The following is a 13,490-nucleotide window of genomic DNA, read 5'->3' on the forward strand; positions in this document are numbered from 1 at the left end:
TCCTAATATTGATAAATAATTTTTCCTAAGTCTTCAATCGAATAGCCTTCTAAATCTATTAAGCTTTTTTTGAAGTCCTTGGATTGTAAGTAGGTGATAAGTTCTTTTAAGCTTTGTTTCTTTTCATCAGTGAAGCGAAAGACAAGGTCGAAATGTTCTTTAGCAACCGGAATAAAGTCCAGTCCTAGATGACTAGCAGCCGATTTGATTCCAAAAGCCACATCAGCCCTGCCTTTTGAAATATAAGAGGCGGTTGACAGGTGGTTCCATTCTTCGTTTGCATAGCCGTTAATATTTTTTGGATCGATTCCCTTCTGAGACAACTTAGAATCCAGTAAAAAACGGGTGCCTGCTCCCTTTTGCCGGTTGATAAATTGGATGTCTTTCCGTGTCAAATCGTTAAAATCTTGAATTTGTTTTGGGTTGCCTTTTGCAACAATAAATCCCTGCTCTCTTGCAGCAAATCTTACGACTGAAATGGATTCATGCACAAAAAGCTGATGAATAAATGGAAGATTGTATTCTTGGGATAATGGATCTAATAGATGAATGGCTGCAATATCACAATGGTTGCGATAGAGCATCATCAACCCCTCCAAGCTGCCAACATAGGAAGGCTGAATATGTAATTGTAATGATGTCGCTTGTTTTATAAAACGTTCAACAAGAAAATCATGACTTCCTGATAGACGAATGGGTTCAGTTAAATGATGGATAGAATCAGTTTGTTCCGTTCGAGTTTTCCTTGAAGGCGCTTTTGTGATTTCTTTAAATCTTTCAAGCTCAGAATGTTCAATTCTCATTTTATTGCCGATTTTGAATGCCTGCAGCTCACCTCGTTTGATGAGCTCATATACCGTATGTTTTGAGATTTGAAAGATCTTCGCTACCTCATCAGGTGTGTAAGCCTTATCATCCATTTTGACACTTCCAATCGTAAGAATGTTTAAAATATAGCCCATGTAGGACGATATAACTGTGACTTTTGTTATGTATTATTAAGTTTCGTTAAGTTATGTTAATAATTGTCATGAATTTTTCAAAAATGGAAGGATTTGAGATAAGTTTTTTAAAATCATTGGCTGTGTTAAAGGTCATTGTTGATTTTTGAAACTATGTTGATTGGAGCGCAAATCAACAGGCAAGTTTAACACAGCCAAATTATTTAAAAATTTCACCGATTGTTCAATAGTGAGCAATTTGTTTTGTAGTAGTATAGAAGTTAGGAGAAATAACTGTAAAAAAGGTAGGGATGAAAATGTCAAAGCTTTTGTATATTACAGCAAATCCGAAGAGTGACATAAAGCTATCAAAAGGGATGCAAATCGGGGAAGTGTTTCTTGAAGAATTTAAAAAGGAAAAACCAGATGTAGAAATTGTCCGTATGCATTTATACAGTATGGACATTCCTGAAATCGACATGGACTTATTGTATGCCAGGGCAAAGCTATCCTTCATGGGATATACAATGGAGCAATTGTCAGAGGCGGAACGGACAAAAATCACAAAAATGCACGAGCTCGCCGACCGTTTTATTGATGCTGATTATTATGTGTTTGTGACACCTATTTGGAACCTTGGTGCACCAGCTATTTTAAAATCATTTATGGATAACCTGTTTATAGCCGAAAAAACCTTTACGAACACTGCTGACGGACCTAAAGGACTTCTTACTGGAAAGGCGGTTCATATTCAAACCCGCGGCGGCATCTATTCGACTGGTCCTATGGTTGATTTCGAAATGGGAGACCGTTACTTAACAAAGGCGCTTGGCTTCCTCGGATTTGAAGTAATGGATACGATTGTCGCGGAAGGAATGGATCATTTTCCAAAAATGGTGCCTGAAATTATGGCAAAAGCAAAAGGAAAAGCAGCTGAAACAGCACGAGAAATGGCAAAATCACCTGTTAATGTGTAAAAAAAAGCGACTCGAACCAATTCGAGTCGCTTTTTTCATAAAATTAGGTTCTATCAGCGAATATTGCATGTCTATCAGCGAGTTTCACCTGTCTATCAGCGAATCGATTTTTCACGACTTAAAATCGCCCTGTAAATTGAAAAAATAGCACTGCTATCCCTAACAACCACACATAAATGGCAAATGGCTTTAAAGAATGTTTTTTCAAAAAGTTAATCATCCATTTAACGGCAATATATCCAAACACACCCGAGGCTGCGATGCCAACTAATAGGGCAGATAAAGTAATTTCCTCACCATTGCCTTTGAACAGATCGAATGATTGCAGAACGACGGCTCCAGCGATGGCGGGCGTTGATAAAAGAAACGAAAAATATGCGGCGGTTTGGCGATCTAATTTTCTCCAAAGGGCAGCAACAATCGTCATCCCGGAGCGGGAGATCGCTGGAAAGATGGCGACAGCCTGGAAGGAACCAATAATAATGGCATCGGTATAACTAATGTCATCCATCTTTTTATAGCCATTTTTAGCGGAATCGGCCACCCAAAGAAAGACTCCGGTAATGAGAAACTCCCAGCCAATGGTGACACCGGTTTTGGAAATTTCCTCGAAATAGTCTTTAAATAAGAGCCCAATAACGACAGCGGGGATGGTTCCAGCAATTAACAAGAACGTTAGCTTGCTGAATGGCTTTTTGATGATGTACGAAAATTCATTTTTATAAAAGACAAGCACGGCAATTAGTGTGCCAAGATGGAGCATTGTATCGAGAAGTAGTCCCGCTTCCTGTAATCCAAATAAGTGTCTGCCTAAATAAAGATGGCCTGTACTGCTGATTGGCAAAAATTCCGTTAGACCTTGAATGATCCCGAGAATGAGTGCTTCTAATTTTGTTAACATACCGTCCCTCACATTCTAGCGTAATATGAAGCTTGTACTATTAATAAATATGCATGACATGATTTTCTAAAACAAAAAAGTACAAAAGAAACAAGCTCTCTCATAAAATAGAAGTAGAACATGGGGAAGGAGACACAATCTTGAATAATAGCCATCTAATTTTCAATACTTCAATTGGAGTTAAAAAACCGGAAAACTATCGAAATAAAGCACAGTCTTGTCCATTTTGCGACCGGGACCAACTAACCGACATTTTGGATTCTGAGGGACCGATGATTCTTTTGAAAAATAAATATCCTGTTTTAGAGAATGCTTATCAAACGGTTTTGATTGAAACGGATGATTGCAACGCTGAATTTTCAACTTATGAACCCGAGCATCTACATAGATTGCTTAGGTTTGGCATTAAGCATTGGTTAAAAATGGAGGAAAGTGGCAGATATAAGTCTGTTATTTTTTATAAAAATCATGGGCCATTATCAGGGGGGACGATTGCCCATCCCCATATGCAAATCATTGGATTATATGATCTTGACTGTGAGGCGAAAATCGAAGAGGAAGTTTTCCAAGGAATTGTCTTGAGTGAAGAAAACGGGGTGCGGTTCACTCTTTCTAATATGCCAAGAATTGGCTTTTATGAATTCAATATCGAAATGTCGGATTCTGATTATGTAGAAACGTTTGGAAAGTACGTGCAAATTGCCGTGCACTATATAATGAATCATTTTCAATTCAAAGCTTCGAGCTACAATCTCTTTTTCCATCATATTGATGGGAAAATTTATGCAAAGGTTGTGCCTCGGTTTGTGACGACTCCTCTCTATATTGGCTATGGCATTCCGCAGATTCCGAATAATCTTGAAGGGATGGCATCCGAGGTAAAAAAAATTTACTTTTAATGTTAATACCACCAACCAATGGTTGAAAGTTGTGATTTACTTTTATAAAAAATATAATGAAGAAATATAGTTATTTTCTATGGAGAATGATTAATTATGACTTCAACTAAAAACACAACTTCTAAACTTGATTATAGTCTCTTATTTATTCTGTTATTACTGTTTTTTTCCAGCTGTATTGCGATTTATAGTGCACAAACAACCGGCCAATACAAAGAGAACTTTTTATTAAAGCAAATTATTTGGTATATCATAAGCGGTGTTATTGTTGCGGGTGTTATGAGGCTTGATTCAGACCAATTACGAAAAATAACTTGGTACGCTTATGGTTTTGGAATGTTATTACTATTGGCCGTAATCGTGGCGCCATCTAGTATTGCTCCGACCATTAATGGTGCCAAAAGCTGGTTTAAGATTCCGGCATTGGGGTCATTGCAGCCGTCCGAGTTCATGAAGGTATTTGTCATTTTAGCGCTAGCCCGAGTAATCGATGACCACCACCAAAAAAACCTTGTCAAAACGATTAAAACTGATTTCTGGTTATTAGTGAAGTTATGTCTTGTGACAATGGCTCCAATTCTGCTGATCATGAAGCAGCCAGACTTTGGGACATCGCTTGTTTTTATTGCAATTTTGTTAGGGATGATTTTTATTTCCGGAATTAGCTGGAAATTACTATTGCCTCTTTTTTTAAGTGGAGTTGTCATTATTGGGACCACCTTTTATCTCGTCTTAGTACATCCGGATGTACTTGAGAAATATTTAGGTGTTAAGCAATATCAATTTGGTCGTATTTATTCTTGGCTTGATCCATATAACTACCAAAGCTCGGAAGGGTATCAACTTACGAAATCCCTGCAAGCAATTGGCTCGGGACAGACCACTGGTAAAGGCTTTAATCACCGTGATATTTATTTACCAGAGAGCCAAACTGACTTTATCTTCAGTGTGATTGGTGAAGAGTTCGGTTTTATTGGTTCAAGTGTGTTAATCGGTTTGTTTTTTTTGTTAATCTACCATATTACCAGGGTCGGTTTGGAGACGAAAAATAATTATTATTCGTATATATGTGTCGGGGTCATTAGCATGATCACCTTCCACGTATTTCAAAATATTGGAATGTGCATTGGCCTTTTGCCGATTACAGGAATTCCACTGCCCTTTATCAGCTACGGGGGTAGTGCGTTATTGGGGAACATGCTCGGGGTTGGATTAATCTTTTCAATCCGCTTCCACTCTAAAAAATATATGTTCTCGACAACTTCGTAATTAAATTAGGGGGGTGTCTTTATGGAAAAGGAGTTTGGCCAACAACTTGAAGCTTTGCTGGAAAAATTCAGTGAGTTACTAGTTGGAGATAGCAGCGAGGATACCAAGGAAAAAGTGAAGGCGTGGGCATTGTACTCACATATTGCTAAAACCATGCCAGCTTTAATCAATCATTGGAGTGCGCTTTACCCAGATGCCAGGGGAGAAATGAAGACCATCATAAATGAAATCAAGCAATTAAATGAAAAACATCGAAAATCCACAAATAAATAACAAAACCGGAGGCATCCTCCGGTTTTTGTTATATCAGAATTAATATTAATGAACTTTGAGAATTGTCCAGCTCCATAAGAGTAAGCTTCGGAAGCGACCAAGGCGCTTCCACTTTTCTTAGCTAATAGGAAAGTATAAATTTTCACCAATTTATACTTTCCTATGTCGCATAAATTCAACTACGCCTCTGTCTTCGTCCTAACGGACTCGCCAATCGGCGAGTTTTCATTTATTGAACCCCTCCGCCAGCCGGAAACTGATTTGTATATCCCTGGAATTGCTGGTACGATTGCTTTAGCTTTTGTTGGTCGGCAGCCTCCACGGAGTACCAGCCTTTCTTGAACATGAGGTCGTAAAGATCACGCTGGCATTTCTGGGTTTCAGTAAAAATGCTAAGGATATCTTGATATAAACCTTGATGGCTTGCTTCATGCAGTGCTTGACTGTAGGAGGTTGTCATATATTTTTCCGTTGTCAATAAATCATTAATAAAATCACGCTCATTCATTTGCGGTGTCTGTGGTACCTGCGTTTCTGGGTTTTGGATTTTTTGTTGGTTTTGGAATTGGTTCATTTTTGCTTCCCCCTATTGCATATTATTAAGTGGCTGCTGTTGGTTCGCATGCTGTCCTAAATGATTTAATAGTGTTTGGTAATGCCGCTCGTGCATTTGCCCGCATTTTTCTGCTTCCGCTTTTAGCTCCTGGTCCTGACATTGCTGAGCAAAAAAATGCGCTTTTTTCGCAGAAAGTAAATTCCAGGACATCATATCTGTAAGATAAAGGGCATCTTTTGTAGAAACGACTCCTGGGGGCTGCTGCATCATGCCCTGCTGATTTTGCATATTCATATTTTGCTGCTGCATAGTTAACCCTCCTAAAAAAATATTTACGACATTATCGTCTCTCAAACAGGAATTTTTATACAGAACGCAATTAAATGTTAACGTAATCGTCAATGATTATGTTTGTCAACGACCGAAAGCAACATAAAAAGAAGAAAAAGGTCGTTGAGGAAGCATATCAACGACCAAACGCAGTTGAAAAAGAAGAAAAAGGTCGTTGAGGAAGCATATCAACGACCGAAAGCAGTTGAAAAAGAAGAAAAAGGTCGTTGAGGAAGCATATCAACGACCGAACGCAACATGAAAAGAAGAAAAAGGTCGTTGAGGGCTCATATCAACGACCGAACGCAGCTGGGAAAGAAGAAAAAGGTCGATGAGGGCTCATATCAACGACCGAAAGCGGCTGAAAAGAAGAAAAAGGTCGTTGACCGATCTAGTCAACGACCAAATTGGGAACCATGTTCACCTTTTCTTAAACTGATTATTTTGGCTGTTTCTTTTTCCGCCGCCGTCATTTTCGACGGTCGGTCCGGCATCGCCCTTGACACTAGCAGCACTGATTCCGGCTTTGGAAGGTTCCTTCTTAATCTTAGCCATATTATCACCTCCTGTTTAGCATACCCAGTACATTTGATAAGAATGATTTGTCAAAAAAAATTCAAAATTCCACGTTTATTGATTGCGGAATTTTTTGAAATATCTTATAGTTAAAAGTAGGAAAACTCATTTGTGAGTCAAATTTTTTTAGCGGGAAAATGAATGAGCGTTCATTCAAAGTGATGAAAGGGGAGACAATGTTGAACCAACTTATAAAAAAAGCAGCTGTTTTAGGATCTGGAGTCATGGGTTCAGGAATTGCCGCACATCTAGCAAACATCGGTATTCCAACACTATTATTAGATATTGTGCCGCGCGAATTAACAAAAGAAGAGGAAGCAAAAGGACGAACATTAGATGATAAAGAAGTACGCAACCGAATCAGCGCAACATCAATCCAAAAGCTATTGAAGCAAAAGCCGGCTCCACTGTCATCAAAGCAAAATCTTGCATTAATTGAAGCTGGAAACCTTGAAGACGATTTAGTAAAACTGAAGGACGTAGATTGGGTTATTGAGGTCGTTGTCGAAAACCTCCATGTTAAAAAACAAGTGTTTGAAAAGGTTGACCAATACCGTAAGCCTGGAAGTATTATCAGTTCCAATACATCAGGAATCTCAGTGGAAGCAATGGTAGAGGGACGCTCTGAAGATTTTAAAAAGCACTTCCTAGGTACGCACTTCTTTAACCCGCCGCGCTACCTAAAGCTGCTGGAAATAATTCCAACGAAGTATACTGGTTCAGAAGTTCTCACCTTCATGAAAACATTTGGTGAGGATGTGCTCGGTAAAGGTGTAGTCGTTGCAAAGGATACGCCAAACTTTATAGCAAACCGTATCGGTACATACGGTCTCCTTGTAACTGTTCAAGAAATGTTAAAGGGCGGCTACAGCGTTGGTGAAGTCGATTCTATCACCGGTCCGTTAATTGGTCGTGCAAAAAGTGCAACCTTCCGCACTCTTGATGTCGTTGGATTGGATACATTCTACCATGTTGCAAATAACGTGTATGAACAAGTCGAGGGAAGAGAAAAGGATGTTTTTGAAGTACCTGCTTTTATAAAGACAATGGTCGAAAAAGGCTGGCTTGGAAGCAAATCAGGACAAGGATTTTTCTTGAAACAAGGGAAGGACATTCTTGAATTAGATCCAAATACATTAGAATATGTCCCGCGGAAAAAGCTCTCAACTCCAGCAGTAGAGCTTGCGAAGCAGGAAAAAGGCACAGCGAATAAATTGAAAGCGCTTGTTTATGCTGATGATCGTGCGGGACAATTTTTATGGAATACATTCACAGCCTCTTTTGTCTACTCTGCACAGCTTTTAGGCGAAATTGCCGAGACAATCGTGGATATTGACCGTGCTATGAAATGGGGCTTCGGCTGGGAAATGGGTCCGTTTGAAGCATGGGATGCCATTGGGTTACAAAAGTCCGTGCAAAAGATGAAAGAATCTGGCGTGGAAATTCCTGTATGGGTGGAAGGAATGTTGGAGAAAGGCTTTACCTCTTTTTATAAAGAAGAAAATGCAGAGCTATTTTTCTATCAAAATGGTGAGTATAAGCCAGTAGAATTTAACACAAAAGTGATTGACCTGAAGAAAATCAAGAATCAAAAAGGCGTTATTAAAAAGAACAGCGGTGCTAGTTTAATTGATATTGGCGATGGAGTGGCAATGCTTGAATTCCATTCACCAAACAATGCCATTGGTCTTGATATCGTACAAATGATTAACTATGCCGTCGATGAAGTAGAGAAAAATTACAAGGGTCTTGTCATCGGCAACCAAGGTAAGAACTTCTGTGTCGGTGCCAACCTTGCGATGATGCTGATGGAAGCACAGGATGATAATATTTTTGAACTTGAAATGGTGGTTCGCCAACTCCAACAGGCCTTGTTAAAAGTCAAATACAGTTCTAAGCCTGTTGTTGCAGCACCATTTGGGATGACGCTAGGCGGCGGTGCAGAGGTTTGTTTACCGACATCACATATCCAGGCATCTGCTGAAACCTATATGGGACTTGTTGAAGTCGGTGTAGGATTACTCCCAGGTGGCGGCGGAAATAAAGAGTTATATATTAAACACTTAGAAGGCATTCCGAACGGTGTTCCATTTGATTTGCAAAATGTTGCGAATAAGGTATTTGAAACGATTGCCATGGCAAAGGTTTCAACATCGGCAGAGGAAGCCCGTGAAAATAATTTCTTAAATGCTGCTGATGGCATTAGCGTAAATAGCGACCATTTGCTTTACGATGCGAAGCATGCTGTACTTTCCTTATCTGAAAAAGGATATAAGCCAAGAGTACGCAAAAAGGTACCGGTTGTAGGTGAAACAGGCTATGCGACCCTGCTGCTTGGTGCGGAAGCAATGCGCTTATCCGGCTATATCTCTGAGCATGATTTAAAAATTGCGAAGAAGATTGCCTACGTGATTGCTGGCGGAAAAGTACCATTTGGAACGGAAGTCGATGAGCAATACCTATTAGATCTGGAAAGAGAAGCATTCCTAAGCCTCATTAGAGAGCCAAAATCACAGCAACGCATGCAGCACATGCTTTTAAAAGGTAAGCCGTTAAGAAACTAGAACACGGGGACTCACGAGTAAAAGGCAAAAACTCGCGAGTAAAACCTCAAAACCCGCGAGTAAATCACAAAGCCCGTGATACCTCGCCACAAGAATAATAGAATCCTATTTTTAATATGTAAGAAAGAGAGGGAACGAAATGAGAGAAGCGGTAATCGTAGCCGGTGCTCGGACCCCGGTAGGTAAGGCAAAGAAAGGAACGCTCGCCCATGTTCGTCCTGATGACTTGGGTGCATTAGTAGTAAAAGAAACTTTAAAACGTGCCGGAAATTATGAAGGAAATATTGATGATTTGATCCTGGGTTGTGCAATGCCGGAGGCGGAACAAGGAAACAATGTGGCCCGCAATATTGGTGCACTCGCTGGATTACCATATACGGTTCCTGCAATCACTATTAATCGTTTTTGTTCTTCAGGATTGCAGGCCATTGCCTATGCCGCACAGGGCATTATGCTAGGAGCTACAGATACAGCCATCGCTGGTGGGGTGGAGTCGATGAGCATGATTCCAATGATGGGGCATGTCATTCGTCCTAATATAAAGCTGGCCGAAACAGCACCGCAATACTATATGGGCATGGGTCATACCGCAGAACAAGTGGCCTTAAAATACGGTATTACACGTGAAGAACAAGATGCCTTTGCTGTCAGAAGTCACCAGCGAGCAGCAAAAGCCTTACAAGAAGGCAAATTTGTTGATGAGATTGTTCCGGTAGAAGTTACCTTCCGCACTGTCGGAAAAGACAATAAGCTGGTAGAAAAAACAGTTCAATTTACCCAAGATGAAGGTGTCCGCCCTGATACGAACCTTGGAACATTAGCAAAGCTTCGCCCAGCATTCTCGGTGTCAGGCACCGTAACGGCAGGTAATGCTTCGCAAACAAGTGACGGGGCTGCTGCTTTAATGGTGATGGACCGTGAAAAGGCAGAATCGCTTGGACTCAAGCCATTAGCAAAATTCCGCTCCTTTGCCGTTGGTGGAGTACCACCAGAAATCATGGGAGTAGGTCCGGTTGTTGCCGTACCTAAAGCCGTGAAGCAGGCTGGCTTAGAGCTATCTGATATCAGCTTGTTTGAATTAAATGAAGCATTTGCTTCCCAATCCATTCAGGTTATTCGTGAATTGGGGCTTGATGAAGAAAAAGTGAACGTAAACGGTGGCGCTATTGCCCTCGGTCATCCGCTTGGTTGTACTGGCGCAAAGCTAACGTTATCACTGATCCATGAATTAAAACGGAGAAATGAGCAATTTGGTGTTGTCACAATGTGTATCGGTGGCGGAATGGGTGCTGCCGGAGTATTTGAACTTCTTTAGTAATAGGAGGGCGTAATCGGCCCTTTAAATCCATACTTGACAATGATAGGAGGAAACTCTCATGACAAATAAGACTGAAAAAATTATAAAAGGCGGAAGCTTTCTAATTGAAGATATTTCTTACGACCATGTTTTTACTCCAGAAGACTTTAATGATGAGCAACTAATGATTGCCAAAACGACGGCTGATTTTATCGAAAATGAAGTACTTCCACAAGTAGAATATCTGGAAAAACATGAATTTGACCGTACTGTAAAGCTTTTAAAGCAAGCAGGAGAGCTAGGGCTTTTAGCTGCTGATGTACCAGAAGAGTATGATGGATTAGGCTTAGATAAAGTAAGCTCATCCTTGATTACGGAAAAAATGTCAAAGGCAGGCGGTTTCTCGCTTTCACATGGTGCGCATGTAGGGATCGGTTCATTGCCAATCGTTTTATTCGGAAATGAAGATCAAAAAAGAAGATATTTACCAAAGCTTGCATCTGGTGAAAAAATTGCAGCGTATGCCTTAACTGAGCCGGGTTCTGGCTCCGATGCCCTTGGTGCCAAAACAACAGCAAAATTAAATGCAGAAGGAACGCATTACATCCTAAACGGTGAAAAACAATGGATTACAAATGCCGGCTTTGCCGATGTATTTGTCGTATATGCGAAGGTTGACGGTGAACACTTTACGGCATTTATTGTTGAAAGGGAATTCCCTGGCGTTTCCACTGGTGCAGAAGAAAAGAAAATGGGAATTAAAAGTTCATCCACTCGTACCTTAATTCTTCAAGATGTTCCTGTACCAAAAGAAAACCTCCTTGGTGAATTTGGCAGAGGCCATGTCATTGCCTTTAATATCTTAAACATTGGCCGTTATAAGTTAGCCGTTGGTGCTGTTGGTGGTTCGAAAAATGCATTTGAATTAACTGTAAAATATGCAAATGGTCGTCAACAATTTAAAACGCCAATTTCCCAATTCAATTTAACAAAAGAAAAATTTGGAACATTGGCTTCAAAGATTTACGCTGCGGAAAGCTCCGTTTATCGCACAATAGGATTATATGAAGAAAACCAAGGAGCGCTTTCTACTGAAGAAGCAAAGGATATTAAATTAGTGGCTAATTCCATCGCTGAATATGCAGTCGAATGTTCCATTAATAAATTTTTTGCCAGTGAAGTATTATCCGATGTAGTAGACGAAGGTGTACAGATCCATGGTGGATATGGATTTATGCAGGAATATCCAATTGAAAGAGCTTATCGTGATGCCCGTATTAATCGCATCTTTGAAGGAACAAATGAAATCAACCGCCTGTTGGTGCCTGGCACCCTCGTGAAAAAAGCGATTAAAGGCGAGCTGCCATTATTCCAAAAGGCAATGGCGCTTCAAGAGGAATTAATGATGTTAATGCCAGAAGAGCCTGGTGATGAGCCGCTTGCTCAAGAAAAATATTTAGTGAAAAATGCGAAGAAGATCAGCTTGCTTGCTGCCGGTTTAGCTGCTCAAAAATATGGCAAAGCCCTTGAAAGAGAGCAAGAGGTTTTAGCAAATATTGCTGATCTCGTTTCCAATGTTTACGCAATGGAATCTGTCGTCTTGCGTACGGAAAAAGCCATTGCCAATGCCGGTCTTGAAAAGAGTAAGCAAAAGCTTCTTTACACGCAAATTTTCTGCCAAGAAGCTTTTAACGAAATAGAACAGCTTGCGAAAGAATCATTAGTTGCGATTGAACAAGGAGATATGCTTCGAATGATGCTGTCATCACTACGTAAATTTACTCGCCACACGCCAACAAATGTGATTGCAAAAAAACGTGAAGCTGCTGACGTGATAATCACAGCTGAGCGCTATATTGTGTAAAGAAGCGAGCTCCTTTCTAGTTAGAAGGGGCTCTTTTCTTTATTTAAATAATTATTTTTTATAATCAGGAGGATTTTTACGAAAAAAGTCGAATCCTTTCTTGGATCGATTTTTTCTGTTCTACTATTAGGATTTTGCTGAATGATATGGTAAGATTCAGATGGACGGATTTTGTCCTGATTTTAGGTTAGAGGGCGGTGAAACGAAGATGGCATTGACATTCTACTGGTATCCAAAATGCGGTACATGCCGAAAGGCGAAAAAATGGCTGGATGATCACTATCTTCCCTATAAAGAAATACATATAGTTGAGAATCCCCCATCACGCAATGAATTGAAGGGATTCTATCAGAACAGCGGCCTCGATTTAAAGAAATTCTTTAATACCAGCGGTCAAAAATATCGCGAATTAGGGATGAAGGATAAAATCAACACTGTTTCAGAAGACGAACTACTGGACCTCCTTGCCTCTGACGGTATGCTGATTAAAAGGCCTATTGTATCAGATGGAGAAAAGGTAACAGTTGGCTTTAAAGAGGAAGAGTTTCAGGATAAGTGGCTGTAAACGCTTTTTTCTGGCTTTTCGACTCTATCATTTCGGGTAATCGATATTATCGATAATAGATTTAGAATAACTATTGGAGGGATTTTCTATGACTACACCAAAGGAATTATTGTATTCAGAAGAGCATGAATGGGTAAAAGTTGAAGGTGAAAGAGTGCGCGTTGGGATTACGGAATTTGCCCAGCACGAACTAGGTGATATTGTTTTCGTTGAGCTTCCTGAAGTTGGTACAGAGGTAGCTGCCGATGAGCCGTTTGGCAGTGTTGAGTCAGTTAAAACTGTCTCTGAGCTATATGCACCTGTCAGTGGTAAGGTTGTGGAAGTGAACGAAGACTTAAATGATAGTCCTGAGTTTGTAAACGAATCACCATATGAAAAAGCATGGATGATTGTGATCGAAGTGTCTGACAGCAGTGAACTAGATCAGCTTTTATCTGCTGAAAAATACGAAGAAATGACCAAAGAAGATTAATCTAAA

General features: G+C 40.1%; 14 protein-coding genes. 9 read left to right on the top strand and 5 right to left on the bottom strand.

The genetic code is table 11. The annotated features are described in order from the left end of the window. Positions 1–2 precede the first annotated feature (2 nt). Positions 3–920: a substrate-binding domain-containing protein gene (locus tag BN1082_RS07210; protein WP_090632765.1), complete on the bottom strand. Its 918-nt coding sequence runs from the start codon at positions 918–920 to the stop codon at positions 3–5. Positions 921–1,258: 338 nt separating this feature from the next. Between BN1082_RS07210 and BN1082_RS07215 the strand changes: the two genes are divergently transcribed. Then, complete coding sequence (locus BN1082_RS07215) at positions 1,259–1,918, top strand: FMN-dependent NADH-azoreductase (RefSeq protein ID WP_090632766.1); 660 nt, start codon at positions 1,259–1,261, stop codon at positions 1,916–1,918. A gap of 118 nt (positions 1,919–2,036) precedes the next feature. Here BN1082_RS07215 and BN1082_RS07220 read toward each other — a convergent pair whose 3' ends face one another. Beyond that, positions 2,037–2,819, bottom strand: coding sequence for an undecaprenyl-diphosphate phosphatase (locus tag BN1082_RS07220; RefSeq protein ID WP_090632768.1), 783 nt, complete (start codon positions 2,817–2,819; stop codon positions 2,037–2,039). Positions 2,820–2,959: 140 nt separating this feature from the next. Here BN1082_RS07220 and BN1082_RS07225 point away from each other — a divergent pair, with 140 nt between their 5' ends. The 3 genes from BN1082_RS07225 to BN1082_RS07235 all read left to right on the top strand — a co-directional run bounded on the left by BN1082_RS07225 (position 2,960) and on the right by BN1082_RS07235 (position 5,260). Beyond that, positions 2,960–3,718 carry a DUF4931 domain-containing protein gene (locus BN1082_RS07225; protein WP_090632770.1) on the top strand — a complete coding sequence of 253 codons (759 nt, stop codon included), beginning with the start codon at positions 2,960–2,962 and terminating at the stop codon, positions 3,716–3,718. 96 nt (positions 3,719–3,814) lie between these two features. Next, the gene (gene rodA / locus BN1082_RS07230; RefSeq protein WP_090632772.1) at positions 3,815–4,987 is read left to right on the top strand and encodes a rod shape-determining protein RodA; all 1,173 of its coding nucleotides are present in this window, start codon (positions 3,815–3,817) and stop codon (positions 4,985–4,987) included. A 21-nt stretch (positions 4,988–5,008) separates the two neighbouring features. Further along, the gene (locus tag BN1082_RS07235; protein WP_090632773.1) at positions 5,009–5,260 is read left to right on the top strand and encodes a DUF2573 family protein; all 252 of its coding nucleotides are present in this window, start codon (positions 5,009–5,011) and stop codon (positions 5,258–5,260) included. A gap of 229 nt (positions 5,261–5,489) precedes the next feature. Here the strand turns inward: BN1082_RS07235 and BN1082_RS07240 are convergent, their stop codons facing one another. The 3 genes from BN1082_RS07240 to BN1082_RS07250 form a co-directional block, all read right to left on the bottom strand. Further along, positions 5,490–5,834, bottom strand: a complete 345-nt coding sequence (locus BN1082_RS07240) for a spore coat protein (protein WP_090632775.1) — start codon at positions 5,832–5,834, stop codon at positions 5,490–5,492. Between the two features lie 12 nt (positions 5,835–5,846). Continuing rightward, positions 5,847–6,125 (bottom strand): hypothetical protein, encoded by a 279-nt coding sequence (locus BN1082_RS07245; RefSeq protein WP_090632777.1) that lies wholly within the window; start codon positions 6,123–6,125, stop codon positions 5,847–5,849. Between the two features lie 441 nt (positions 6,126–6,566). Then, the gene (locus BN1082_RS07250) at positions 6,567–6,701 is read right to left on the bottom strand and encodes a YuzL family protein (protein WP_090632778.1); all 135 of its coding nucleotides are present in this window, start codon (positions 6,699–6,701) and stop codon (positions 6,567–6,569) included. A gap of 197 nt (positions 6,702–6,898) precedes the next feature. Here BN1082_RS07250 and BN1082_RS07255 point away from each other — a divergent pair, with 197 nt between their 5' ends. From BN1082_RS07255 to gcvH, 5 genes are all read left to right on the top strand, one after another. After that, a complete protein-coding gene (locus tag BN1082_RS07255; protein ID WP_090632779.1) occupies positions 6,899–9,286 on the top strand; it encodes a 3-hydroxyacyl-CoA dehydrogenase/enoyl-CoA hydratase family protein in 2,388 nt (795 codons plus the stop codon). Between the two features lie 139 nt (positions 9,287–9,425). Continuing rightward, on the top strand, positions 9,426–10,601 hold the full coding sequence (locus BN1082_RS07260) for an acetyl-CoA C-acetyltransferase (protein ID WP_090632781.1): 1,176 nt from the start codon (positions 9,426–9,428) through the stop codon (positions 10,599–10,601). Between the two features lie 61 nt (positions 10,602–10,662). After that, on the top strand, positions 10,663–12,447 hold the full coding sequence (locus BN1082_RS07265; protein WP_090632782.1) for an acyl-CoA dehydrogenase family protein: 1,785 nt from the start codon (positions 10,663–10,665) through the stop codon (positions 12,445–12,447). 208 nt (positions 12,448–12,655) lie between these two features. Continuing rightward, on the top strand, positions 12,656–13,012 hold the full coding sequence (locus BN1082_RS07270) for an arsenate reductase family protein (RefSeq protein ID WP_090633226.1): 357 nt from the start codon (positions 12,656–12,658) through the stop codon (positions 13,010–13,012). Positions 13,013–13,100: 88 nt separating this feature from the next. Continuing rightward, the gene (gene gcvH, locus BN1082_RS07275; RefSeq protein WP_090632784.1) at positions 13,101–13,484 is read left to right on the top strand and encodes a glycine cleavage system protein GcvH; all 384 of its coding nucleotides are present in this window, start codon (positions 13,101–13,103) and stop codon (positions 13,482–13,484) included. Positions 13,485–13,490 lie beyond the last annotated feature (6 nt).

Source organism: Neobacillus massiliamazoniensis, assembly GCF_001048695.1.
GTDB classification, from domain to species: domain Bacteria; phylum Bacillota; class Bacilli; order Bacillales; family Cytobacillaceae; genus Neobacillus; species Neobacillus massiliamazoniensis.

Coding starts and splice junctions, on each gene's coding strand:
- rodA (WP_090632772.1), top strand. CDS start 3,815: ATGACTTCAACTAAAAACACAACTTCTAAACTTGATTATAGTCTCTTA.
- BN1082_RS07235 (WP_090632773.1), top strand. CDS start 5,009: ATGGAAAAGGAGTTTGGCCAACAACTTGAAGCTTTGCTGGAAAAATTC.
- BN1082_RS07270 (WP_090633226.1), top strand. CDS start 12,656: ATGGCATTGACATTCTACTGGTATCCAAAATGCGGTACATGCCGAAAG.
- BN1082_RS07245 (WP_090632777.1), bottom strand. CDS start 6,125: ATGCAGCAGCAAAATATGAATATGCAAAATCAGCAGGGCATGATGCAG.
- BN1082_RS07250 (WP_090632778.1), bottom strand. CDS start 6,701: ATGGCTAAGATTAAGAAGGAACCTTCCAAAGCCGGAATCAGTGCTGCT.
- BN1082_RS07260 (WP_090632781.1), top strand. CDS start 9,426: ATGAGAGAAGCGGTAATCGTAGCCGGTGCTCGGACCCCGGTAGGTAAG.
- BN1082_RS07240 (WP_090632775.1), bottom strand. CDS start 5,834: ATGAACCAATTCCAAAACCAACAAAAAATCCAAAACCCAGAAACGCAG.
- BN1082_RS07265 (WP_090632782.1), top strand. CDS start 10,663: ATGACAAATAAGACTGAAAAAATTATAAAAGGCGGAAGCTTTCTAATT.
- gcvH (WP_090632784.1), top strand. CDS start 13,101: ATGACTACACCAAAGGAATTATTGTATTCAGAAGAGCATGAATGGGTA.
- BN1082_RS07255 (WP_090632779.1), top strand. CDS start 6,899: ATGTTGAACCAACTTATAAAAAAAGCAGCTGTTTTAGGATCTGGAGTC.
- BN1082_RS07210 (WP_090632765.1), bottom strand. CDS start 920: ATGGATGATAAGGCTTACACACCTGATGAGGTAGCGAAGATCTTTCAA.
- BN1082_RS07215 (WP_090632766.1), top strand. CDS start 1,259: ATGTCAAAGCTTTTGTATATTACAGCAAATCCGAAGAGTGACATAAAG.
- BN1082_RS07220 (WP_090632768.1), bottom strand. CDS start 2,819: ATGTTAACAAAATTAGAAGCACTCATTCTCGGGATCATTCAAGGTCTA.